The following is a 24,030-nucleotide window of genomic DNA, read 5'->3' as shown; positions in this document are numbered from 1 at the left end:
TTCAATGATTTCAACGCGTATCAAGATTGCCTACGCTTCCATCGGGGTGAGCGTAGTGGTTCTGGCCATCAAGTACGCAGCATTCTGGGCGTCCGGCTCAGATGCCCTGCTGTCCGATGCCATTGAGACCATTCTGAATGTCATTGCGGCATTTGGCACTTTGTGGGCACTTTCCATTGCGGCTCTCCCAGCCGACGACAACCACCCTTATGGCCATGGCAAGGCAGAATACCTGTCCGCCGTCATTGAAGGCGTTCTGGTTGTTCTGACGGCACTCGGCATTCTCGTTGTTGCTGTGCATGACTGGATGCACCCCACGCCGGTCCATGCCCCGTTCCAGGGCGTTGCACTGAATGCGCTGGCCGGTGTCGTCAATCTGGTTTGGGCACGGGTTCTCATCGGGTTTGGCCGGAAGAATTCATCACAGGCTCTGCTGGCTGCGGGCGAGCATGTTCAGTCTGACGTCTGGGCGACTGTCGCCTTGGTCATTGGCGTTTCCCTGATCCCGGTCATCAAATGGGACCGTCTGGATGCAGTTCTGTCCGCGCTGGTCGCCCTGAACGTTCTGCGAGCCGGCTTCTCGATGATGAGCCTGTCCATGTCAGGTCTTATGGATGAAATTCCGGGCACAGAAGCCGTGGAAACCGTAAAGGCTGTCATTTCCTCAAGCGGAACGGGTGCTCTCGAAGCGCATGATCTGCGCCTGCGAAAGGTCGGGGTATTGCATTTCGTAGAATTCCACCTTGTGGTCCCGAGCGAAATGAGTGTGCATGACGCTCATGAAATCTGTGACCGGATCGAGGCAGGCCTGAGGGAAGAACTGGGCCGAGCTTCAATTCATATTCATGTCGAACCTGCTGACAAGGCCAAGCATTCTGGCATTCTGGTTCTCTCCTGAACGGCAAATTTTACTACCATTATCAGTCTCTTTGACCAGAAGTCTCCAATCTCAGACCACGCCTTACAGTGGAAACCAAACTATAAGGCTTTGACTGTAAAAGGGGCGGCCCTCCGAACATGCTTTTGCTGCGACAGTCTTTCCGGTTTCGGGTTGTACAGGCCTCTGATTTTTCTACTTGATCGGTTCAGACTTCTTGACCCGGCGCGAAGAAGGCTGGCAGGACCGGACATGTAACGCGCGGAGTTTGGTCCGGGCGTATCTTCCCTTGCCCGACACTCCTTCCTGGACGTCCTCCATTGGCCGATACTTTGCCCCCTTCTTCAGGCTCCGCTCCCAAGCCTCTCCCACCGGGGCATCTGTCCTCGCAGCACGCCCTGCGCCGTAAAGACCGTATTCATCATCTGAGACGTTCAGCCCGCGCCACGACAACCCAGTGGCGGCGCACTGTCATCTATTGGATCGGTGCCGTTCTGATTGGTGTTGTTGCCGTGCTTTTCGCACGCATGGGCGATGCAGCGGCTGATCTGAGAACGCGAATTCTGGAATGGCACCCCTGGGCGATGCTGTTCGTCGCTCCAGCAGGGCTTGCCTTCATCACATGGATGACCCGAACCCTTTTCAAAGGCGCACAGGGGTCAGGCATTCCGCAAACAATCGCCACCCTGCACATCGAGAATTACACGATGGTGGACAGGGTTCTGGCGCTCAAGATTTCTGTTGGAAAGATTCTTCTAACCTGTCTGGGCCTGCTGTGCGGTGCTTCGATCGGGCGCGAAGGCCCGAGCGTTCAGGTCGGGGCATCCATCATGCATGCCTTTTCGCGCCTGCTGGGACAATCCAACATCGCTGCAAAGCGCAGCATGATCCTTGCCGGTGGCGCCGCTGGTATGGCCGCAGCATTCAATACGCCCCTGGCCGGCATCGTCTTTGCGATCGAGGAACTCTCACATTCCTTCGAACAGCGTACATCCGGACGGACACTGACCGTCGTTGTCGTTTCCGGTGTGACGGCAATCGCGCTGTTGGGAAACTACACCTATTTCGGCCATGCAGACGTTGATATCCCGGTTGGCACAGCGTGGATCGCGGTGCTGACCTGCGGCATCCTCGGCGGACTGGCAGGCGGAACGTTTGCAGCACTGGTTATCAAGGCATCGCGGGGCCTTCCTGGCCCCGTCGGACGTTTCGCCGGGAAACGCCCCATCGCGTTTGCTGCGGCCTGTGGTCTTGTACTGGCTATCATTGGCCTGATCTCCAAAGGTACAACCTATGGAACGGGCTATGCACAGGCTCGCGCCATCTTTTCAGGAACAGAGCACTATCCAGCCTCTTTCTTTGTCCTGAAATATCTAGCGATGCTGGTGTCCTATTGCTCAGGCATTCCGGGCGGCATGTTTGCGCCATCACTGGCGATTGGTGCTGCCATTGGAGGCTGGGTTGAGCAGTTTCTGCCCCACACTACACCCGGCGCAGTCGTACTGCTGGGCACAGTCGCCTATTTCTGCGGCGTCGCGCAGTCGCCCCTCACAGCGACCATCATCGTCATGGAGATGTGTGACAATCAGCAGGTCACGCTTGCGCTACTGGCCACATCCTTTCTGGCGTTTGGCGTTTCTCGCATGGTGTGCCCTCGTCCACTGTACACCGCGCTGGCTGACAGATTCATGGAAGCCAACGAACATGCCCTGCGACCGCCCAGACCTGGGGCGCCAGAATCGAACACAGAAAGCACCGACAATAAAAAAGCGCTCTAAGGAGCGCTTTTTTATTAAGAAACGTCGCCTGAGATTCTTTTCGTTAATAAGTAATTAATCCAAATTCAAACTCTTCCAATATGCCTCGATATCTCTATCGAGAGATCAATTCATTTTACTGCGTGATAACGGCTAGATTACCCTGAGTTTTCCGCCATTTCTTCATCTCCACAGATGCCGATCTTAGAAAAAAAATTTCACATAAAGATACAAAAAACAAAACTTCTTATTGTTTTTAAAATCTGAACATGCCATTGAACCGCCGTGCCTGAAAAGAACACGGATTCAGGAGCCTCAAGGCAATAACAACTCCACATGCCCATAATCAAAAATATCTTTGATTGACCCAGTGGCATTCATTATGGCGCGCAACCGCGTCTTTCCCCAAGAAAAGACATCATAGTGAACCATAGAACTCCTTCCCGATATCCTGATCCTTGCCATAATGGACTGACACGTAGACAGCATAATACGACCGTCAGTGGACTCTATATTTCAGGAAAGAATGACTACCTCGTCGTGCAATCCGGTGGCACAGCCATCGACACAACAGTCACAGCAGGTGGTCACCTGCAGGTTTACTCTGGTGGCAAGACCATCAGTTCCATTCTCACAGTCCCCGATACGGAAGAGGTCATCTATTCCGGCGGAACCGCGACCGGCACAATTGCCACCAGAGGAGCGGGTCAGACCGTCAACAAGGGGGGCGTTGCCAGCAGCACCGTTGCAAGCAATGGCAATCAGTTCATCTTCGGTGGTTCGAGCTTCAATGCGTCCATTCAAAGCGGCGGCAAGCAGACCCTGACCTCGGGAACAGCGACGGCCAACACCGTTACCTCTGGCGGCACAGTGGTCGCGACTGGCGGCACGACAGTTCGCGATCGTATTCTGGCAGGCGGTGTTGAGAACATCAGCCAGAATGCTGTTGCTTCCGGTGCGACTGTATCTGGCGCTGCTGCGCGTCTGAACGTTTCGAGTGGTGGCAGTGCCGTCAACACGATCGTCAATGCCGGAGGCAACATTGTTGTCGGCAATAAAGGCACAGCGAGCGGGACGATCGTCTCTTCGGGTGGCTCTCTTGTCATTCAGGGCGGCAGCATAACCGGCACGATGCTTGTACCCGGCGGTCAGATTGACGTCAGCACGCTGGACTATCAGGGCAACACGGCCGCAAAGATCGTCGGCAATGTCCTGACCGTAACTCAGGGTAAAGCATCCTACACCATCAAGCTCGTAGGCGATTACTCCAAGTACCACGCCCATTTCTCTCCAGACCGGAATGGAAAGACAGTCATCTCTCTGGATAAGGGAGCGGAAGTCTGCTTCCTCGCGGATACGATGATCCGCACCACGACCGGTGACATGCCCGTTCAGGACATCCAAATTGGCGCCAAGGTTCTCGCGTGGACACCTGAGGGAGAACAGGCTCGCCCAGTTGTGTGGGTGGGTCGGAAGCACGCCATCGTCCGTCAGGGACTGGCTCCGGATGTAGCGGGTTATCCTGTCCGCATCTGCAAGAATGCGATTGCGGATGGCGTTCCGTCCAAGGACCTTCTGGTTACGCCAGAGCATAGCCTGTTCATTGATGGCGGCCTGATCCCGGCCCGTATGCTCGTGAATGGCCGCAGCATTATTTACGATACCTCCATCACATCCTACGATTACTTCCATATCGAGACGGATGTGCATTCTGTCCTTACGTCTGACGGAATGCTGACCGAGAGCTATCTCAATACAGGCAATCGTGATGGCTTCACGCAGGACAATGCCGTCGTCAGCCTGAGCAGCCCTGTACGAACATGGGAAGCAGATGCCGCTGCCCCGCTGACCGTCAGCCGTGACAAGGTTGAGCCCATCCATCACGCTCTTGCCCAACGCGCGATGGACCTCGGTCTTGCAGACGTTCGTGACGTCAGAATGATCGTAACAGACCCGGACCTGCATCTGATCACACCGGCAGGCAAAATGATCCGTCAGTCCCGTGAGAGCAATGGCCGTGCGATCTTCATGCTGCCGTCAAACGTGGGCAGTGTGCGCCTTGTTTCGAGAACGGCAAAACCATCTGATGCCATCGGGCCGTATGTGGATGACCGTCGTGACCTAGGCGTGCTGGTTGGGGACATCACCCTGTATGCCTCGGAAAGCACACGCAGGATCACATCTCATCTGGAAGCATCCGAGCTTCCAGGCTGGGCTGACAAAGACAACTCCGCCATTCGCTGGACACTCGGCGATGCCGAACTCGATCTTGGTTCCAGCCCTGTACCGCACGGCATGTCTCTTCTTGCCGTAGAAATCGTTGCTGGCGGCCCATACATCGACCAGCAGACCACTGAAGTCTCTGTTCTTCAGGCATAAAACTGAAAGCGGCCACCATAAACAGGGTGGCCGCATGACAGAGATTCAAAAACAATCCGGCCACAGGACTTCATGCCCCTGGCCGGATTTTTATTATTCAGACAGAATGGAATGTGCAGCAGCGTCTGCTTCTGCAGCACAATCAGCAGCGTCTGGTGCAGGGGCCGTAGCCTTCATGGCGCGCAGCTCTTCCCGGGCGGCAGCAAGATCATCCTGCAATTCTGGAGCAGCAAGAAGCGCATCCATTTCAGACGATGCATTCAAAAAGCCAGCCTGCACGTCTGATTTCCAGTGCGCTCCACAGACAATCCGACTCTCGCCAAAAACACGCCCACGCTGCAGAAGCATGGTGGCATGTTCAGGCATCAGGTGGGCCAGCACAAGCGCCATGCCATATCCTGCCGTCGTGTGGCCGGACGGATATGAGGAATGAAGGCCCAACCCCTCCGGCGAGGTGCAGATCGGGAGGTTCGTACCAACAAACGGACGCGTCCGGTGCCAGTAATGCTTGGCTTCAGAGGTCCGGTGGATGATGGGATTTTCCATCCGCTTCAGGACGATGGCCAGATGCGGCGCTTTGGCCAGATCCAGCGTGTAACCAACGGCGCAGGAAAAATCGCGCACCAGATGCGGTACTTCCAGATCTGCATCTTTCTGCGCCAGCACCCAGCGCGGCGTATCTTTCAAGGCGCGCGTCTCATGAAAAACCCTGTCATCATCCGCCTGTGCAGCACTTCCCACCCCTGGCGGAGGCGGCAGCACAAGCCGAACATCCGGTGCTGCAGTTTCCGGCAAAGGCTGCCGAGAGGGTGCTTCACAAGCTGAGAGCAGAGTAGCGCACATCAGAAGCGCAACAGGCAGGCGAACAGAAGAAATCATGCGGTGCAGGGTCTCGCAAAATGGAAAAGATGATCCACTTTCATAATGTTCTCTTCCCGTCGGGGGAAAGTGTTTCTTTATGACCGTTGCACGTCATCCCTGAAGACACATCTGACAGATGGCAGAGTTGCCGTGCTGTGCAATGATGATCCTCAACGTTTCACCCCGGGAGAAAAGACATGTCCTCCACTGCACCGCGCGTCTCAATCCGATATTGCACGCAATGCAACTGGCTTCTGCGGTCTGGTTGGATGGCTCAGGAACTGCTCTCCACGTTTGGGCAGGCTCTCGGGGAAGTCGCCCTGATCCCTGATACTGGCGGCCGCTTTGAAATTCACGTTGATGACGTACTCGTCTGGGAACGCAAGCGCGATGGTGGATTTCCTGGCCCAAAAGAGCTCAAACAGCGTGTCCGGGACGTCATCGCGCCTGAGCAGGACCTTGGTCACACAGACCGCTGATCCTCATCCCGGAGAAACACCGTCAGGTCATTGGATGGCCAGTTCTCCGGGATCTGCTTAAGCATGTCGCCTACAAATCCCCGGTGGTAAGTGGCATGATTGACGACATGAAGAATGATCTGCTCACGGGTCATCCGCCCAGGCTGTCCATCAACAAATGTAAATGAAACCGGACAGTTCAGATCGTCCACGCTCCATTGTTTCACGGCAGCCAGATACCACTCGTTCATGGACTGTGTTGCCTGCCAGAGCGTCTTGAGATCAGGTATCTGGTCGGTCTGACGTGACCGATAACCGTGATCCTTCCCCTGAAGATGATGACGAAAAATGTCGTCAACGACATACACATGGTTCAGCGTACCCAGAATGGTGCTGAACGTCGTCTGCCGCGGCTTCACAATCTCCAACCGGGGCAACTGTAACAGCGTTTCGTATGCCAGCCTGTCAGCCCAGGCGCGGTATTCCAGAAACAGAAAAAGCGTCTTTAAATGAGGCGGAAGAGACAGTCTGGACATACAGGCACCTCATTTCGATTTCGTTTCATACATGCCGTATTGGGGCATTTGAGGCAATTCGCTCCGCTCATCATGCCTCATTATTAGAACGCTTCAATCATATTTATAATATATCAGAGAACGCATGATCCATGGAATGCTCTGCGAGTCCGTTCTTCAGCCCGCGGGGACCCTAACCATGACCGCAGCCTGCGCCAGCCTCTCTGCCGCATCCGTTGACCTGCCACGGAACTGTACGTTCGAACCCGCAGACTGGCAGATCCTTGCCAAGTCCTGGCACCCGGTCGCCCTCTCCCGTGAACTCGGGGAGCGCCCGCTCGGGGCAGTGCTGCTGGATGCACCTCTCGTCATTTACCGCTCTGGAGATGATATCGTCGTTGCCGATGATCTGTGCCCTCATCGTGGTGTGCCGCTAAGCATGGGCAATGGAAACGGCGAGACGATTGCCTGTGCCTATCATGGTTTCCGGTTTGGTCAGGATGGCCGTTGCGTGCGTGTGCCTGCCCATCCGGACAGCAAGATCCCGCCGAAACTTCACCTGAAGACCTACCCAGTTGTAGAGCGGTTCGGCCTCATCTGGACATGCCTGCGCCCCGAAGGAGAAATCAATCTCCCACCGATGCCGCATTGGGACAATCCAGCCTTCCAGCAGATCACTTGCCCGTCCATCGACATCAAGGGCTTCGCAGGACGTCAGGTCGAAGGCTTTATTGACGTGGCACATTTTGCTTTCGTCCATACCGAGACTTTTGCAGACCCTGAGAACCCGATCGTTCCATCCTATTCACCCAAGCTGACGGAAACGGGTTTCGAGGCTGAATACCGTAGCAACGTCTCCAACTTTCCGCACGGGCTTCTGGGCGTTGAAGAGTTTGCGGACTTCGAATGGCTCCGGCATTTCCGGGTTTTCCTACCCTTCACGGCAACGCTGGAAATCCACTTCCCGAACGATGGCAGGCTCGTCATCATGAATGCAGCCTCACCGGTTTCGGCTCGTGTGACACGCATGTTTGCGCCAATCTGCAGGAATTTCGATACGACCGGGTCGGTTGAGGATGTTTACGAATTCAATCGCCGCGTCTTTGAAGAAGACCGTCAGATTGTTGAGGCGCAGAAGCCGGAAAACCTGCCTCTTGACCCCAACCTTGAGGCGCATGTGATGGCAGATCGCAGTTCCATCGCCTATCGCCGGGGCCTACGTGGGATGGGGCTGAGCCAGTTTTTCACGGCCTGAACGCAAAAAAGGAGGCCCGAAGGCCTCCTTTTCATGACGGTCTGAACCGACGCTCAACTTGCAGCGGACAAGTCCACAACACCAACTGTTCCATCTTCCGTTCCGAAGATGATAGCCCCGCCCTGCGGGGTAAAGGACATGGACGTCACCTTGCCACGGGCAGCTTTCTGGCCTGAGCAGAGAGGCAGCACACGCTGGTCCCCACCCCCGATCTCAGCCAGAAGAACAGTCCCGTCTTCGTAGCCGGCCGCAATGATGTCTTCCTTCGGGTTCGGGCAAACAGCACTGACAAACAGCCCCGGAAGACGGGCCAGCTCGGAAGGAGCCTTGCCCATTGGGCCGCCACCGAAGAACGGCCACAGGACGATAGCATCTGCGCCAGACGTTGCTAGCCAGCGACCATTGCGTGTGAATGCCATGGAGCGCACCTGCTTCGGATAACCGCTCATGCGCATATTGTGCCCATCGGCCAGACGCCAGCCATGCAGGTCATTCTCCTGCATGGACGTCACGAGAGCTTCCCCACCCGGATGAATGGCAATGCCAATATGGCTGCCCTTCCATTCGAACGGGCGCACCGTATCGACCTTGGCCTGCACGAACCAGACAGACGCACCGTTGTAGTGCGAGGCCGCAACGCGCTTGCCCTTGGCATCAAAAACAATGCCCGTCACAGATGACGGATGATCCAGCTTCTTGAGCGTTGTCGTGCCTTCAGCCGCCCGGACTTCAAGCTCCCGGCCAGCCGAAAACGCGAAATGTGTGGTGGATGACGCAATGCAATCCACCCAACGGCGCCCTTCGCTCAGAAGCTCTGTCCGGCCGTCGGCATAGGTGCGAACAAGCTTTCCGTCCTCGCCGCCCGTCAGAAATGCATCCGGCAGGCTGTCCTGTGACAGGCACAGCGCCCCGTCATGAACCGGCAGAACTGTCCAGGCGCCAAGCGTATTCATCTGGTCGCGCGGAATAAGAATGATCTCACCGTCTGCGGTGGCCGCAGCCAGCGTCTTGCCATCACGCGATGACACGACACCGATGATCGGGCTTTCGAAGCGGCGTTCTGCGCCGCGATCTTCAATGATGTCCCGTGTCATTCCGCGATGCAGCTTTCAAAGCCGCGACGGAGCTGCGGACGGTTCAGGTTACGGCCGATGAAAACCAAACGGGAATCCCGGCTTTCTCCCTCACGGTAGGGTCCGATGAAATCACCATCTGCCATCATGTGCACGGCCTGAAAGGCAAAGCGCTGATCTTCACCCTTGAAGTGCAGAATGCCTTTGGAGCGCAGGATATCGCCACCCTGCTCCTGCAGAATTGCGCCAATCCACGCCTGAAAGCGGCGCTGGTCAATCAGCTCCTTCACAGAGAGGGAAATGCTGACGATGCCCTCTTCATGGGAGTGATGATCGTTTTCCAGAAAATCCGGCATCGTGGACAGGGCACGCTGAAGGTCGAAGCCGCCACGATCCAGAATGTCCGTCAGCTTCACACCGCCATGCTGGGCTTCGTGAATTTCAGCCACGGCATTGATCTGGCGAATGCGGGCAACGATTTCCTTGCGGCGCTCTTCATCGGCAAGGTCGGTCTTGTTCAGAACGATCACATCCGCAAATGCGAGCTGACTGATCGCTTCCGGGCTTTCGTCCAGCGTTTGCATGATGTTGAAGGCATCAACAACTGTCACAACAGCATCAAGACGGGCCTTCTCGCGGATGTTTTCATCCACAAAGAATGTCTGTGCGACGGGGGCCGGATCGGCAAGGCCGGTCGTCTCGACGATGATCCCGTCAAAACGACCACGACGGCGCAGCAGCCCGCCGAGAATGCGGATCAGATCGCCACGCACGGTGCAGCAGATGCAGCCGTTGTTCATTTCGAACACTTCCTCGTCGGCATCCACCACGAGGTCGTTATCCACGCCAAGCTCACCAAACTCATTGACGACCACGGCATATTTGCGGCCGTGCTCAGCAGTCAGGATATGGTTCAGCAGGGTGGTTTTACCGGCGCCAAGAAAGCCGGTCAGAACAGTAACGGGAACGGTTCCGGCGCGTGCCGGATCACTGGTGCTGGACATGGGGGGTGCCTCCGTAATCTGCTTACGATATAGGCCCGCGCGCCGTGTCTTGAAAGCCGTTGCGATAGGCCAACCCCAGACCGAGCATCAGAAATCCCCATCCACCCAACGGCAGATTCATGAAATCCGAAGAGGACGCGATGGGCCATTCCTGAATGAAGACCGCGGCAAAAAGACCGATTGCAATGGCTGAACCCTGCCGCCCTGGCCAGAGCGCCTTGAGCCAGCAGGCCACCATCAGCACAAACAGGATCAGGCCCGGAATACCAGCATTTACCAGAGCCTGAAGATAATGATTGTGCGGATGCTGAACACAGAGATCGCGCCAGCCTTTTTCTGGCGTTGCCATGGAAAGCCACGACAGACCATGGAACGTCGCCGGGTCATCACAGTGATGGCGATAGGCGTCATAGCCCTGCCCCAGCAAAGGATGTTCCTGCGCCATCACCACAGCATGGGTGTAAATCTCGCCGTAAGGAGACTGGCTGAAATGCGTCAACTGCTGCCGGGCAAGCACAACGAGATGTGAGAAGCTGCCGGGCGACAGCGCACTTGCTGCAAAGATCAAAAGCGGCATCATCGCCGCCGCAACAAGCGCGGCTGGACGCATCGGCCGATACAGAAGCGCGCAGATGCCAATTCCGAACAACGAAAGCGCGAACGGCATTCTCTGCCCCGCGAGGACCATGACGGCCACAGCAAGAACCGTCGCAGCACAGAGCCCCAGAGTGCGGGACCAACGACTTTTCCACCCCTCGATCAAAGTACAACCAAGCATCAGCATCGGCAGAATAAGACGTGACAGCGGGGCAGCGGCACGGGGGTGCGTGTAAGGGCCTGTGAGAGTGCCATCATGGAAGCGCGGCACGCCGAACAGATTTCGCCCGAACGCCGCCTGAACCATAATCTGGAATGCAATGTAAAGCCCGCATCCACACGTGACCCAGAGCGCTCTTTTGCGCCAGACGTCATCGCGCAACAGCCAGCAGCCCAGCGCTGCGGCAGCCAGCGGAAAGCGGATGGCCGCCAGAGACTGGCCCAGTGCCCCATGACCGGGCGAGACCCAGACTGTGCACAAAACCTGCCAGCCCCACCAACAGAAGGTCGCGATGACCCAGGGCTCTCTTGCCCAGTCCCATTGCCGCGTTCGTGCCGACTGCACCAACAGCAGAACGGCAAGAATATCGAGGTCTGCTTCCGCCAGCCCTCTGAGATGCGTGAGTGTCAGCGGCAGCAGAACAGCAAGCCACTGGCCGAGGCGGGTCAGGGAAAAAGAAGACAGGCGCATGGACATTGTGGATGGCGGGTTTCGACTTTCCATGCAACCACCTCCATCCGAATGCGCTTTTTTGAAACAGTCCCTTTCTTATGGAGACAGGCATGTCCTCAGACACCATTCTCATTCCCGGCATCGACACTCCGGTTTCCCGCGTGGCTCTTGGCACCTGGGCCATTGGCGGCTGGATGTGGGGCGGCCCGGACGATGAAAACGGCGTTCGCACCATCCATGCAGCTCTCGATGACGGCATCAATTTCATCGACACGGCACCCGTCTATGGCTTCGGGCACTCAGAAGAAGTTGTTGGCCGGGCACTGGCCGAAAAGCCAAACAAGGCTTTCGTCGCGACAAAGCTGGGCCTGAACTGGACGGATGATAAACCCGAAGACCGCAAGGTTTTCCGTGATTCCCGCCCTGCCCGCATCCGCAAGGAAGTGGAAGATTCCCTTCGCCGCCTGCGGGTCGAGACGATCGATCTCGAACAGATCCATTGGCCCGATGACAAGACGCCCATTGATGAAAGCGCACGCGAACTGCAGAAACTTCATCAAGAAGGTAAGATCCGGGCGCTCGGCGTCAGCAATTTCTCCCCAGAGCAGATGGATATTTTCCGCGAAGTTGCTCCACTCGCAACAATTCAGCCCCCGCTAAACCTTTTCGAACGCACCTGCGAAAAAGATATTCTCCCATACGCCAAGAAGAATAACGCCGTGGTGCTCGCTTATGGCGCACTGTGCCGCGGGCTTCTCTCCGGCAAGATGAACAAGGATACGACCTTCCCGAAGGACGACCTGCGTTCAGGTGATCCGAAGTTCCAGAAGCCGAAGTTCGAGAGCTATCTCGCCGCTGTCGAAGACTTCAAGGAGCTGGCCGCCAAGCGCGACAAGTCCGTTCTCGCCTTCGCCGTACGCTGGGTTCTGGATCAGGGGCCAGTCATCGCTCTTTGGGGTGCACGCAAGCCTGAACAGGTCTCCGGTGTGAAGGATGTCTTCGGCTGGTCTCTGACCGACGAGGAAAAGAAGGCCGTGGACGAAATTCTGGCACGTCACGTCCCGGATGCAATTGACCCGACCTTCATGGGGCCACCGAACCGCGACTGAAAGCAATGGCTGCCTGACGCAGCGCGACAAGGCGCACGCGGGCAGCCTCCAGACTGAACAGAGCAGCCCGTTCGCGGCCTTTACGCCCGAGTTCCGCTCTGAGTGCGGGGTTATCCATGAGTTGACCCAGCGCGGCCTCTAGCGCTCCGGAAGCATCCGGGGCCGCTAGCAGGGCCGCATCCCCGACTACATCCGGTAGCGCGCCAAATGGCGAGACGATCACAGCCGCCCCGCACGCCATGGCTTCCAGCGCCGTCATGCCAAAGGGCTCCGGCCAGCGACTTGGCACAACAACAATAGCCGCTTCCGTCATGGCTTCCAGAACATCCGGATGGGACCGATAGCCAGTCATCAGAACATCCGCCTGTGCCGCCTGAGGGCGCAACCGAGTCAAAAACGGGGTTTCCGGTGAATCCGGGCCAAATCTGTCTGCGCCCATAATGACAGCTGTCCAGTCCGGATACTGATGCCGCAAACTTGCCCAGGCTGAGACAAAAGCATCTACCCCCTTGTCTGCGACCACCCTTCCCGCGAACAGAACCTGTTTTTTCCGCGGGCGCTCAGCTGGCAATACGGACAGATCCACACAGTTTGGCTGAATTTCGACGCGTGGCGGCGTATCGCTGCCTTCTGCAAAACACGTCGCAACCCATTGCGAAACAGCGCAAACCAGCACTTTCGTAGCGAGCCGAGACCTTTCTGTCGCAGTTTTGGCGCCCCTCATGGAGCGCGGATCATTGTGCAGGATCAACCGAACGGGAGCGACACGGGACAGAGCCATGGCCAGATCCGGCCTGTTATGAACCTCGATCAGATCAGGCCGAAAGCGTCGGGCTGCGCGAACGCAGGACAATGCATATTTCAGGCGTTGAGGAAGCGGCCATATGACACGCTTTAGCGGAACAAATTTGCCGCCCGGCAACGGAACGCCCAATACAGCTCTACCGATAATCCGATCATCACAGAGGGCCATGCGGCTGACGAGCAGGGAAATCGCGCCAGCGTGGCCTTCAGCGTAGAGTTCACGCGGCGGCAGAACCGTCAGTACACGCAGAGACACTACTCATGCCCTTTCCAGATCCGACCCGGCAAAACAGGACCCGAGCAGCGGAAGAGGCTTAACAGCCTGAGGCAGAAGAGTGAAAGAGGGCGTGCTCAGGAAGAAAGCTGACGCTTTTCCTGCTCAAGTTTCCGGCGGCGCACCACCTTACGATTCTCTCGCAGCTGCCGGTATTTTTCCAGAGCCGTCATGTTGTCGGACCTGCTTTTTGTGGAAAGACGTGATTGAGCGTCAGACGCGCGCACGGCGGTATTTCCGGGGTTCACGAGAGAGGCCATTATCTTTCCCTACAGCTAGAAAGAGAATCCAGACATGAAACGTAATACAATTCATACTACTGGTTTCTGGACCCTCGCAAGGCAATATCCGCCTAACGCGCAATACGACCGGGGGGTTTCTGCTCTTGAGTTCACCGAATGTATCGCGCACATGCGCTATAAGACGTTTTTTCTGTTCCGCGCCCTGAATGTCGGAGCGCCTCCCAGGAGCACTCAATGAAGATCAATGGCATTGCCTATCGCAGCATCTGGCGCCCGTCTGACGACGCCAAAAGCATCCGCATTTTCGACCAGACCCGCTTCCCATGGGAAGTGGAGGTGCTTGAACTCCGCGACGTAGGCGCTGTCGCGCATGCAATCCGCAGCATGCAGGTTCGGGGTGCTCCGCTGATTGGTGCCGTCGCAGCCTATGGTCTGGTTTTTGCCCTTCAGAACGACGCATCCGATGCTGCGCTGGGAAAAGCAGCGGCTGATCTGATCGAAACACGCCCGACTGCCATCAACCTGCGCTGGGCCATTGAACGCATGGTGACGCGTCTGCGCGCGCTCACGCCAGCAGAGCGCGTTGAAGCCGGATATGTGGAAGCCGATGCGATCTGTGATGAAGACGTGCAGGTCAATGAAGCCATCGGCCGCCATGGACTGGACCTGATCCGCGAAATCTGGGAGCGCAAGGGTAAGACAGGCCGCGTCAATCTTCTCACGCACTGCAATGCCGGCTGGATTGCCACAGTAGACTGGGGAACAGCACTAGCCCCCATCTACATGGCGCACGACGAAGGCATCCCGGTGCATGTCTGGGTGGATGAGACACGCCCCCGCAATCAGGGCAGCCTACTCACGGCCTGGGAACTCGGCAGCCATGGTGTCGCGCATACCGTCATCGCGGATAATGCCGGCGGCCACTACATGCAGGCTGGCGATGTGGACATGGTCATCGTTGGCACGGACCGCGTAACGGCACAGGGCGATGTGGCCAACAAGATTGGCACCTACCTCAAGGCGCTCGCAGCCAAAGACAACAACGTCCCGTTCTGGGTGGCACTCCCGTCTTCCACGATCGACTGGCGTGTTCGGGACGGCGTGAAGGAAATCCCGATTGAAGAGCGTAGCCAGAACGAAGTCCTATTCATGACAGGTCTGACGGATAACGGTGCTCCGGGGCGCGTCCGTATTGCACCAGAAAACAGCTCGGCGGCCAATCCGGCTTTTGACGTAACACCAGCCCGTCTGGTGACCGGACTGATCACCGAACGTGGCCGGTGTGATGCTTCCGGAGAGGGGCTAAAGACCCTTTTCCCGGACAACTGATACAGGCACATTGTAACCATTCGAATCGTTTGAAACGAATGGTTACATGCACGCCCTGCCCCACATTCCACCAGAGCGTGTCCTCCCGCCTGCCCCCTTGCGTCCCCACTCCCAAGTCTTTCGGACGTTACTTATCGTCTATGCAGGTTTGAGTTCATGGCTCGTCAAATTGATACCTTTATTCCTCGCTGGTTTCATGATGGGCTGGGACCCAGAAGAGCATCAAAGTCTCGGCATGATTTCCTGGGCGTTGGGTCTCATGACCTATATCTGTCTTGCTCCAGTCATTTCGGTTGTTGCTCTGGTTTTCCTTCTCCTGTCCTTTCGAGCCGGTCCGGATAAGGCCAGAAGATGCCTAAAACATATATTTTTTCTTCTTATACCTTTTGCACCCGCCATTCTGATTGAAGGAGCCGTACGGTTCTTTCCTTCCGTTCTCTAAATAAACAGCCTCTCTTTCTCACATGCGAGGCCCTGCCCTTGACGCTCCATCGCACTTGCCGTTCAAGATGCAGGTTCATCGAGCCAGCATGAGGATGATTGTGTCAGACTCGCATATTTTCTGGCGAACAGCTGCTACGGCCGCCCTGTTCGCACTGACCGGCTGCGCCAGTCAGAACAGTGTCCGTCCGTATCCGGCCCAGACTCCCAACGCACAGTATGCGAACGGCACAACAGGCCCGGTGGGCTACAACAGCCACGTTCCGGACTTTGCCAGCCGTAATTTTGAGCCTTTCAACCGTCAGGACGTCGCAGCTATTGCCCTGCGGGAATGGCGCATGTTCGGCGGACCTGTAGCTGATGACGATCCGGAAGACCGACCAGAACCCACGGATCCTGCCCTGAAGCCGGAACGTATTCCCGGCTTGTGGCAGCGCGTGGGTGAATACTGGTGGATCGGCCAGGACCCGTATGAAACGGAAGCTGGCTGGACGGGTAAGACCGATGCGAACGGCACACGCTTCGACGCCGCGCATGACGGGCACTACGCCTGGTCGGCAGCGTTCATTTCCTACGTCATGCGTGTCGCAGGAGCGAATGACCGCTTCCCGTATTCACCCAACCACGCGACCTATATCAACGCGGCCGCCAGTGGGCAGTCCAGCGGTGTCAGCGCACATGATCCGGGAAGCTACACCCCAAAAATCGGCGATCTGATCTGCGTAGGCCGTGGCCGTAGCAAGACCGTGACGTTCTCGATGCTTCCGACGTCTTACGGGTTCCCGGCTCATTGCGGCATCGTCACCGCCGTCAATCAGAATGACCAGCCTTTCGGTCATGAGCTGAGCATCGTTGGCGGCAATGTGGACGACGCCGTGTCTCTGACACATGTTCCCACAGATGCGAACGGGCGGGTCGCTGATGGCTCAGGTCACAGCTACGACAGCCGCTATCCGTGGTGCGTCGTCCTTGAAGTCCGTTATGACGCCGATCAGGAACCTGACAGCGGCATGTGAACGTATGGCAGTCCCCCGGCGCGCCAGCCCGTGCCGGGGCCATGCTTGTCTTCGAAGCCGTCGACGATATTGCTTACATCCGCATATCCGGCATGTTCAGCCAGAAGCGCTGCATTATGGGAGCGCATCCCTGACCGGCACAGAAACAGGACGCGACTGTTCTGATCAGGCACAGCATTCAGCAGTCCTTCCAGAAACATCTGTTCCAAACCCGGCTGCCACGTCAGACACACAACGGGCCTTGGCAGGGCAGAAGAATCGGGCAGGCCAATTTCCGCCCATTCCAGTGGCGTCCGCACATCGACGAGGATGCTGTCGGCTTCATTTGCAAGCACGTCCCATGCCTGCTTTGCTGTCAGTACCTTCATGGCCTTCCTCATCCTTACAAAACGCGGTCTATAATTCCGTTAGCACAGGAGTGAACGTATGACTGACATCACCAGCCCACACCAGTCCGTTTCGGCAGGGTGGCAGAGCACCTCCTCCAGCATGACGGCCGCCATTGGCGGAACGCCGCTCATCCGTCTGAAGCGCGCCTCCGAAGAAACCGGTTGTGACATCTACGGCAAGGCGGAGTTCATGAACCCCGGCGGATCGGTCAAAGACCGTGCGGCACTTGCCATCATCGAAGATGCTTTCCGCACTGGCGCTCTCAAGCCCGGCGGAACTGTTGTCGAAGGAACGGCGGGCAATACTGGCATCGGACTGACACTGGTAGCTCAGGCCATGGGCTGCAAGGCGATCATCGTCGTGCCGGAAACCCAGAGCCGCGAAAAGCTCGACTTTCTGCGCATGATCGGCGCAGACCTGCGACTGGTCCCCGCCAAGCCCTTCCGTGACCCGGGCAACTACGTCCATGTGTCACGTCGTCTGGCTGAGGAAACCGGTGCTTTCTGGGCTAACCAGTTCGACAATACTGCCAACCGCGAAGGCCATCGCACCACGACAGCCGTCGAAATCTGGAACCAGACGGGCGGAAAGATTGATGCCTTCACCTGCGCCTGCGGCACCGGCGGCACTCTGGCAGGCATCGGAATGGGCCTGCGGGAACAGGCTGCGGCAGCAGGCAAAACGGCCCCAAAGATCGTTCTGGCGGACCCGGAAGGTTCCGCACTCTATGGCTGGGTGAAATCCAACGATCTGACCATCAGCGGCGGCTCCATCACGGAAGGTATTGGCCAAGGACGTGTCACAGCCAATCTTGAGGGCTGCGCACCTGATGATGCAGAGCGAATTGCGGACCCGGAAGCGCTGGAGCAGATCTTTGCCCTGACCGCAGAAGAAGGCCTGTCCGTGGGTGGTTCGTCAGGCATCAATGTTGCAGCAGCTATCCGAACTGCAAGGAAGCTTGGTCCTGGACATACGATTGTTACAATCCTGTGCGATGGAGGGGCAAGGTATCAGTCCAAGCTGTTCAACCCTGAGTTCCTTCGTGCGAAAAACCTCCCGGTTCCCTCCTGGCTGGCGTAAGCACGAAAGTGGCGCGGCGGACCTGAACCGCGCCACAAGCCGATGGAAGGTAACATCATCATGGGTACAGAAACCCTTCCCCATCTTCTGGTCGTCGATGATGACCGTGAAATCCGGGAGCTTCTGAGCAAGTTCCTTGAACGGAACCATTTCCGCGTCACGGCTGCGCGCGATGGTCGTGAAGCCCGAAAAGCCTGGGCCAACGGTCATTACCAGCTTGTGGTTCTGGACCTGATGCTTCCGGGCGAAAGCGGCCTTGAGGTCGCACGGTGGCTGCGTACCCAGGATAATGTTCCCATCATCATGCTGACGGCCATGAGCGATGAAACCGATCGGATCATCGGTCTGGAATTTGGCGCGGACGATTACGTTGCCAAGCCGTTCAATCCCCGCGAACTCCTCGCCCGCATTCGCGCTGTTCTGCGCCGGACAGTTGATGCGTCTGAAAAACGTCAGGCCACAGATACCCGCAAGATCATGTTTGCCGGCTGGTGCCTCGATCCTGTCCGCCGCCGTCTGCTCAACCCTGATGGAGCAGAAATCTCCCTGACGGGTGGCGAATACGATCTTCTGATCGCGCTGCTGGAACGCGCCAACCGCGTCCTGACCCGAGACATGCTGCTTGAGCTGCTTCGCGGCCGTCAGGCTGGACCGTTCGACCGTGCCATTGACGTCGCCATCAGCCGCCTGCGTCGCAAGCTGGAAGATGACGGCAGGAATGCACAGGTCATCAAGACCGTGCGCGGTGGCGGCTATGTTCTTGCAGCAGAAGTCGAACGCGTCTGAAAGTGCGCTTTTTTCCCAGTTCCCTTGTCGCTCGCACCAGCCTGCTTCTGATTGTCGGGCTGGCCGTCATTGAACTTGCAGGACTGGGAATCCACGCGCTCGACCGTCTTGATCTGGCTGAACGCAGCCAGATGCATGACTACCAGATCCAGGTCTTTTCCATTTATCGCACAATTGCAGAAACAAAGGAGGAAGACCGGAAGAACGCCATAGACGACCTGCACATCCCGTCGAATACAACAGTTCTTCTGCTTGGGACGCCGGATCAGGACATCCATAGCCACAAAATTCCGCTTCCCTTTTTCGCGCCGGGCGGGCTCGCTCCCGGGCGCTTTCATGCCCCGCCTCCCGGTTTCGGTCCCGGCCCGGCTCCGTTTGGCCCCGGTGGGTTGATGGAACCAGGAGGCCCTGGGGCGCTACCGCCCGGGGAAGAGAGCAGGGAACACCCTTTCGGCTCCCCTGAACACCCGCCCTTCCCTAATGAACACGGTTTTGATCGTCCTCATGAAGGCTGGTACGGGCCGGGAAGCAGCGGGCGTGAAGGATACCGAGAGATCCCCCCCTTCATGCGGGGATCGTTCCTCCCTTCCTCTCTTTACCCACTGGAGATCTGGGCCGGCCAGGAACTTCGGACACATTCCACATCCATGCTGTTGCCGGATGGTCATTGCTGGCTTGTCGTCCGTTACGTCATGCCGCTGCCCAACCCGCTCGAAGCTCCGACATTCATCATCGCATTCCTGATGATGTCCCTCTTCGGAGGGGCGCTGATCGTCTGGGCCACACGCCGCCTGATCGCCCCGGTCACGACATTGGCCACTGCCGCGGAAGCGCTTGGTCGGGACGTCAACAGCTCAACGGTTCTACCTGAAAACGGCCCCTCGGAGATCCGCCGGGCGGCGATTGCTTTTAACACGATGTCCATGCGGATCCGCCGGTTTGTCTCGGACCGGACGCTTATGCTGACCGCAATCGGGCATGACCTGCGCACACCAATTACACGGCTGAAGCTACGTGCCGAATTCATTGACGATGACGAACTGCGCAACAAGATTCTGGCGGATCTTGATGAAATGGAAGCCATGGTGGCCGCCACACTGGCTTTCGGTCGTGACAGCGCCTCGAATGAACAGGTTGTCTCCCTTGATCTGCGCACCCTGCTGCAAACCATCATGGACGAAGCGGCAGAAAGCCACCCGCAGCAGGCAGATGCGCTGGTCTATGAGTTGCCCGTACAACCAGTCCGGATTCAGGCCCGGTCCGTAGCGCTGAAACGCGCACTGAACAATCTTATTCTCAATTCTCTGAAGTATGGTGGCAGTGCGCATGTCACGCTCATTCCGCCCTCCCAGAAGAAAGAAAAAGACCGCATCGCCCGCATCATTATCGAGGACAACGGCCCCGGCCTGCCTGAAGGTGAGCTAGAGCGGGTTTTTGAGCCGTTCGTGCGGATCGAGACCAGCCGGAACCGTGAGACTGGGGGCACCGGCCTGGGGCTTTCCATCGCCCGGACAATCCTGCGGGCACAGGGGGGTGACGTACGCCTTCAGAACCGCGGCGAAGGCGGCCTGCGGACGATCATCACGCTGGCGGCGTAGCCCCCTCTCCTCATCACTTCTCTGCCATCCATAGCCTGAACCGCTCAAAGGCGGTTCCAATCTGTTCAGCATGTCTTTTTATGTCAGGGACGCCTCAACACAGGAGAGCCAGACATGAGTGACCAGAACTTCCGCAGCATTCTGACAGGATCATTTTCGACACCATGCGCAGACAATCCAACCGTCGCCATGATCGAAGCCGCATACATCCATGAGGGACTGAACGCGCGTTACATCAACTGTGACGTCAAGGCAGACAATCTGGCTGACGCCGTCAAAGGTGCCAAAGCCATGGAATGGGTCGGGTTCAATTGCTCCCTGCCCCATAAGGTCGCGGTTCTGGAACATCTCGATGCTTTGGATGAGTCAGCAAAACTGATCGGAGCGGTCAACTGCGTCGCCATCAAGGACGGACGCCTGACGGGCCATAACACGGACGGCAAGGGGTTTCTGGCGTCCTTGAAAGAGATCACAGATCCAGCCGGAAAACGCGTTCTTCTTCTTGGCGCAGGGGGAGCCGCACGTGCGATTGCCGTTGAACTGGCACTGGCGGGCGCCGCCCATCTCACCATCGTCAATCGTGACGTCAAGAAAGCCGAGACCATTGCTGCGCTCGTGCGTGACAACTCAAGCGCAGATGCCGAAGCGAAGCCCTGGCAGGGCGATGTTTCCGTTCCCGAAGGCACAGATATCGTCATCAATGCCACATCCATTGGCCTTGGTGATCCGGAGGCGATACCGCCTGTGGACATTAAAAGCCTGACCAAAGGGCAGATTGTTGCGGACGTCATTCCCAACCCACCGCAAACACGCTTCCTTCAGGAAGCTCACTCGCAAGGCTGCACGACCCTCGATGGCTTGGGAATGCTGGTCAACCAAGGCCTGATTGGTGTTGAGATCTGGCTGGGCAAAACGCTCGATGGAGACGTGATGGCCCAGACACTGGAAGAAATTTTTGAATCATCCGGAGACTGAACTCCGAGCCCCCTCCGTCTGGCACACAGACGGAGGGTTTTAGATTTTGCCTAGATAGGCTCTGCCCGGCGACGCAGCCAGACTGTCAGAACGAGACAGACCGCCGCCAGCAACACACCCCACCAAAGTGAAGGCATCGAAAACAGGGCTAGAAAGTCCAGGTGTCCGGTTACGATCTTATCTGTTGGCGTATGCTGTACATCAAACCCATCAGACTGGGTGGCGATGATCTTCATCTGGGCATCGTGGAAACCGGTCCCGGGAAAATGCAAAAAGCGGTCCCATATGATGCCCGTAATATGGTTCGTACGCAGACCAATGGCTTCCACAATATAGAGACCCGCCAGTCCCCCTAATACCCACACGGCAGGCACGGTTCTGACACTGGCTGAGACCAAGAACAGAACGGCATAAATCGGTAACCACCACAGAGTATTCAGCACGATATAGGCAATATCATAGATCATCAGATGACCTACACTGGCTTGTTCTGCCAGACCCACCGGAGAAATTCCGTATGCCTGTGCAGTCGCGACAATAAGAACGATCGTCGCCACCCAGCTTAAAAACAGCGACAAAAGAGGGCCGATCGCAAGCACAACACTCGCCTTGGCCGCGACGCTCAATCGGTCCGAGACAGGCAGAGACTTCCAGAAAAGCACCGACAGGTCCTTACGTTCATTATAGAACGTACCGAGCGCATAGATGCACCCCACCGTCAGGGCTGCGACATTGGCGATCCCAAACAGCATTTCCGCCGTGATCCTGAACAACAGGGTTGGTGGAACAATTTCTGCCGTCCCTTTTATGACCTTGAGGTGGCTCGTGTGCAGCTTCAAGCAGAGAAGAACCAATGGCAGACAAACCATTACCAAGGGGCCGAGTATCAAAAACCGGTTTCCCCAAAGCTCTCGCCTGACAGTCCAGACGTATTGCTTCAGCGGCCACGTCATTTTTCCATATTCGCTCATGCCCCTGCCCCTTTCCTGTTCCCACGGTTCTGTCCCATCAGCACCAGAAACAGATCGGCCAGTCGCGGCTGGCGTGTTTCGCCAAGGGCCGCCAGTTCACTGTGCGGCACCCCATCGAAAAGCATGATCGGCTGCCCCATGATAAGCCTTTCACTGATCGGCCCCAGATGTCGGGCAGTGTCCGAAGTCTCCGCTCTGGGTTTCAGTTCCACGAAACGCTGCGCCAGATTTTCCATGCTGTCCTGTAGGGTGATGCGACCATCCCCGATCAGGATCACATCCGTGAGGATATCCTCGATTTCCTCGACCTGATGGGTCGTCACCAGAATGGTGCGGTCATGGTCGAAATAATCATTAAGAAGCGTGATGTAGAATTCGCGACGATACAGCAGGTCCAGCCCCAGCGTCGGCTCATCAAGCACCAGCAGCTTGGCATCAATAGCCATGACCAGCGCCAGATGAAGCTGCGCGACCATACCCTTGGACAAATCCCGCACGCGAGAACGCTTCTGAATGTCTGTCCGGGAGAGAAAGTGCTCCGCCCGGCTCCGGTCAAACCGTGGATGAACGCCTTCGACATAGTCCAGAACCTGCCAGACCTTCATCCAGCGCGGCAGCAAAGCCACATCGGCAATAAAGCAGACATCCTGCATCATTGCTTCGCGCTCACGCCAGGGATCACGCCCCAGAATCTTGAGGGAACCTTCATAGGGGACAAGACCCAGAATGGCATTCAGAGCTGTCGTCTTGCCTGCGCCATTCGGTCCGATCAGCCCAACAATTCGGCCCGATGGAATACTGAGGTCAATGCCCAGAACACCTTTGCCCCCGCGATGCACTTTTCGCAGACCCTGTGCTTCAATACAGATCATGCGACATCTCCCTTTTTGAGAAGATCATTCAGGCTGAGACCAAGACGACGGATTGTCCGTAGCGTTTCCGGCCATTGTTCCGTCAGGAATTTCTGACGTTCGCTCTCACCGAGCCGCGCCAGCGCACCCTGCGCCACGAACAGTCCAAGACCACGACGCTTCTCGACCAGCCCTTCATCAGAAAGCTGCTGATACGCCTTCATCACGGTCAAAGGATTCACCTGGCATTCGGCTGCAACCTGTCGAACCGACGGGATTGCGTCACCCTCAGCGACAGCACCATCCAGCATCATGCCGACCACCCTGTCCCGGAGTTGCTGATAGATCGGCTGGCTCTCATTCCACGCACCATCCACAACACACCTCCTCAAATCTCTCTGCCCGGGACTTCATTTCGTACGCCTCATTTCCGTTCTGGTGATTTACATAACTATATCACCAAATCGGAAGCAAGGAGATTTCCGCACCGGCCTGCCCGCGACGTTTCCAACCGCAGGTCAGGTCCTTTCAGGTCTGGACAAAAATAAAGCGCCATCTCCCAAGAGATGACGCTCTAAAAAACCTCAGATCCAGCCATGCAGCAGATTAGAACATGGCGCGATCTGGAATTGTATTTCCATAAGGTGAAATGTTCTCAATTGTCTGAGAAAATTTTTCATTATTCTTGGAAGAATCGGAGAATCCGCTACCAGAA

The 24,030-nt window shown here is 56.9% G+C and carries 23 protein-coding genes; 12 read left to right on the top strand and 11 right to left on the bottom strand.

The genetic code is table 11. The features are described 5' to 3' along the window. Positions 1-4 precede the first annotated feature (4 nt). The 3 genes from JN414_RS01260 to JN414_RS01250 all read left to right on the top strand — a co-directional run bounded on the left by JN414_RS01260 (position 5) and on the right by JN414_RS01250 (position 5,013). Positions 5-898: a cation diffusion facilitator family transporter gene (locus JN414_RS01260; protein WP_202206373.1), complete on the top strand. Its 894-nt coding sequence runs from the start codon at positions 5-7 to the stop codon at positions 896-898. 299 nt (positions 899-1,197) lie between these two features. After that, positions 1,198-2,655, top strand: a complete 1,458-nt coding sequence (locus tag JN414_RS01255) for a chloride channel protein (protein WP_202206372.1) — start codon at positions 1,198-1,200, stop codon at positions 2,653-2,655. 402 nt (positions 2,656-3,057) lie between these two features. Beyond that, on the top strand, positions 3,058-5,013 hold the full coding sequence (locus JN414_RS01250) for a Hint domain-containing protein (protein WP_237389818.1): 1,956 nt from the start codon (positions 3,058-3,060) through the stop codon (positions 5,011-5,013). Between the two features lie 93 nt (positions 5,014-5,106). Here JN414_RS01250 and JN414_RS01245 read toward each other — a convergent pair whose 3' ends face one another. Next, positions 5,107-5,892: a phosphatase PAP2 family protein gene (locus tag JN414_RS01245; protein ID WP_202206370.1), complete on the bottom strand. Its 786-nt coding sequence runs from the start codon at positions 5,890-5,892 to the stop codon at positions 5,107-5,109. Positions 5,893-6,071: 179 nt separating this feature from the next. On the opposite strand from JN414_RS01245, the gene JN414_RS01240 reads away from it, so the two are divergent. Beyond that, entirely contained in the window at positions 6,072-6,353 is a 282-nt protein-coding gene (locus JN414_RS01240) for a SelT/SelW/SelH family protein (protein WP_063904605.1), read from the top strand. On the opposite strand, the gene JN414_RS01235 is transcribed toward JN414_RS01240, so the two are convergent. Beyond that, complete coding sequence (locus tag JN414_RS01235) at positions 6,338-6,868, bottom strand: DinB family protein (protein WP_202206369.1); 531 nt, start codon at positions 6,866-6,868, stop codon at positions 6,338-6,340. The genes JN414_RS01240 and JN414_RS01235 overlap by 16 nt on opposite strands. Positions 6,869-7,046: 178 nt before the next feature. Here JN414_RS01235 and JN414_RS01230 point away from each other — a divergent pair, with 178 nt between their 5' ends. After that, complete coding sequence (locus tag JN414_RS01230) at positions 7,047-8,102, top strand: aromatic ring-hydroxylating dioxygenase subunit alpha (RefSeq protein WP_202206368.1); 1,056 nt, start codon at positions 7,047-7,049, stop codon at positions 8,100-8,102. Between the two features lie 53 nt (positions 8,103-8,155). Here JN414_RS01230 and JN414_RS01225 read toward each other — a convergent pair whose 3' ends face one another. From JN414_RS01225 to JN414_RS01215, 3 genes are read right to left on the bottom strand one after another with little or no spacing between them, the layout of a single operon-like run. Then, entirely contained in the window at positions 8,156-9,196 is a 1,041-nt protein-coding gene (locus JN414_RS01225) for a WD40 repeat domain-containing protein (protein ID WP_202206367.1), read from the bottom strand. Continuing rightward, on the bottom strand, positions 9,193-10,179 hold the full coding sequence (locus JN414_RS01220; RefSeq protein WP_202206366.1) for a GTP-binding protein: 987 nt from the start codon (positions 10,177-10,179) through the stop codon (positions 9,193-9,195). Before JN414_RS01220 ends, JN414_RS01225 begins: the two co-directional genes overlap by 4 nt. Before the next feature lie 22 nt (positions 10,180-10,201). Continuing rightward, entirely contained in the window at positions 10,202-11,500 is a 1,299-nt protein-coding gene (locus tag JN414_RS01215; protein ID WP_237389817.1) for an O-antigen ligase, read from the bottom strand. 59 nt (positions 11,501-11,559) lie between these two features. Between JN414_RS01215 and JN414_RS01210 the strand changes: the two genes are divergently transcribed. Beyond that, a complete protein-coding gene (locus JN414_RS01210) occupies positions 11,560-12,558 on the top strand; it encodes an aldo/keto reductase (RefSeq protein ID WP_202206365.1) in 999 nt (332 codons plus the stop codon). Here JN414_RS01210 and JN414_RS01205 read toward each other — a convergent pair. Together JN414_RS01205 and JN414_RS01200 are read right to left on the bottom strand one after the other, a co-directional pair. Then, positions 12,533-13,612 (bottom strand): glycosyltransferase family 4 protein, encoded by a 1,080-nt coding sequence (locus JN414_RS01205; RefSeq protein ID WP_237389857.1) that lies wholly within the window; start codon positions 13,610-13,612, stop codon positions 12,533-12,535. The two genes, JN414_RS01210 and JN414_RS01205, sit on opposite strands and share 26 nt — an antisense overlap. Positions 13,613-13,713: 101 nt before the next feature. Further along, a complete protein-coding gene (locus JN414_RS01200; RefSeq protein WP_202206364.1) occupies positions 13,714-13,896 on the bottom strand; it encodes a hypothetical protein in 183 nt (60 codons plus the stop codon). A 216-nt stretch (positions 13,897-14,112) separates the two neighbouring features. Here JN414_RS01200 and mtnA point away from each other — a divergent pair, with 216 nt between their 5' ends. Both mtnA and JN414_RS01190 read left to right on the top strand, forming a co-directional pair. Next, entirely contained in the window at positions 14,113-15,207 is a 1,095-nt protein-coding gene (gene mtnA, locus JN414_RS01195) for an S-methyl-5-thioribose-1-phosphate isomerase (protein ID WP_202206363.1), read from the top strand. A gap of 536 nt (positions 15,208-15,743) precedes the next feature. Then, on the top strand, positions 15,744-16,664 hold the full coding sequence (locus tag JN414_RS01190; protein WP_202206773.1) for a DUF2272 domain-containing protein: 921 nt from the start codon (positions 15,744-15,746) through the stop codon (positions 16,662-16,664). On the opposite strand, the gene JN414_RS01185 is transcribed toward JN414_RS01190, so the two are convergent. Further along, positions 16,640-17,032, bottom strand: coding sequence for a rhodanese-like domain-containing protein (locus tag JN414_RS01185; RefSeq protein WP_202206362.1), 393 nt, complete (start codon positions 17,030-17,032; stop codon positions 16,640-16,642). The genes JN414_RS01190 and JN414_RS01185 overlap by 25 nt on opposite strands. A 58-nt stretch (positions 17,033-17,090) precedes the next feature. Between JN414_RS01185 and JN414_RS01180 the strand changes: the two genes are divergently transcribed. The 4 genes from JN414_RS01180 to aroE all read left to right on the top strand — a co-directional run bounded on the left by JN414_RS01180 (position 17,091) and on the right by aroE (position 21,493). Further along, entirely contained in the window at positions 17,091-18,134 is a 1,044-nt protein-coding gene (locus JN414_RS01180; RefSeq protein WP_086634001.1) for a cysteine synthase A, read from the top strand. A gap of 60 nt (positions 18,135-18,194) precedes the next feature. Then, on the top strand, positions 18,195-18,920 hold the full coding sequence (locus JN414_RS01175) for a response regulator (protein WP_046900890.1): 726 nt from the start codon (positions 18,195-18,197) through the stop codon (positions 18,918-18,920). 2 nt (positions 18,921-18,922) lie between these two features. Beyond that, entirely contained in the window at positions 18,923-20,518 is a 1,596-nt protein-coding gene (locus tag JN414_RS01170) for an ATP-binding protein (RefSeq protein WP_202206361.1), read from the top strand. Positions 20,519-20,632: 114 nt separating this feature from the next. Further along, a complete protein-coding gene (gene aroE, locus JN414_RS01165) occupies positions 20,633-21,493 on the top strand; it encodes a shikimate dehydrogenase (RefSeq protein ID WP_202206360.1) in 861 nt (286 codons plus the stop codon). A 50-nt stretch (positions 21,494-21,543) separates the two neighbouring features. On the opposite strand, the gene JN414_RS01160 is transcribed toward aroE, so the two are convergent. Genes JN414_RS01160 through JN414_RS01150 form a run of 3 tightly spaced genes read right to left on the bottom strand, consistent with a single transcriptional unit; the run spans position 21,544 to position 23,692 of the window. Then, positions 21,544-22,464: an ABC transporter permease gene (locus tag JN414_RS01160; RefSeq protein WP_202206359.1), complete on the bottom strand. Its 921-nt coding sequence runs from the start codon at positions 22,462-22,464 to the stop codon at positions 21,544-21,546. Continuing rightward, a complete protein-coding gene (locus tag JN414_RS01155) occupies positions 22,461-23,336 on the bottom strand; it encodes an ABC transporter ATP-binding protein (RefSeq protein WP_202206358.1) in 876 nt (291 codons plus the stop codon). The genes JN414_RS01160 and JN414_RS01155 overlap by 4 nt, the downstream gene beginning before the upstream one ends. Further along, on the bottom strand, positions 23,333-23,692 hold the full coding sequence (locus JN414_RS01150; RefSeq protein ID WP_202206357.1) for a GntR family transcriptional regulator: 360 nt from the start codon (positions 23,690-23,692) through the stop codon (positions 23,333-23,335). The genes JN414_RS01155 and JN414_RS01150 overlap by 4 nt, the downstream gene beginning before the upstream one ends. Between the last annotated feature and the right edge of the window lie 338 nt (positions 23,693-24,030).

It is taken from the genome of Gluconobacter sp. Gdi, assembly GCF_014132155.1.
Classification (GTDB): Bacteria; Pseudomonadota; Alphaproteobacteria; order Acetobacterales; family Acetobacteraceae; genus Gluconobacter.
The sequence above is the reverse complement of the archived record's forward strand: the minus strand, read 5'-3'. Positions and strand labels throughout refer to the sequence as shown.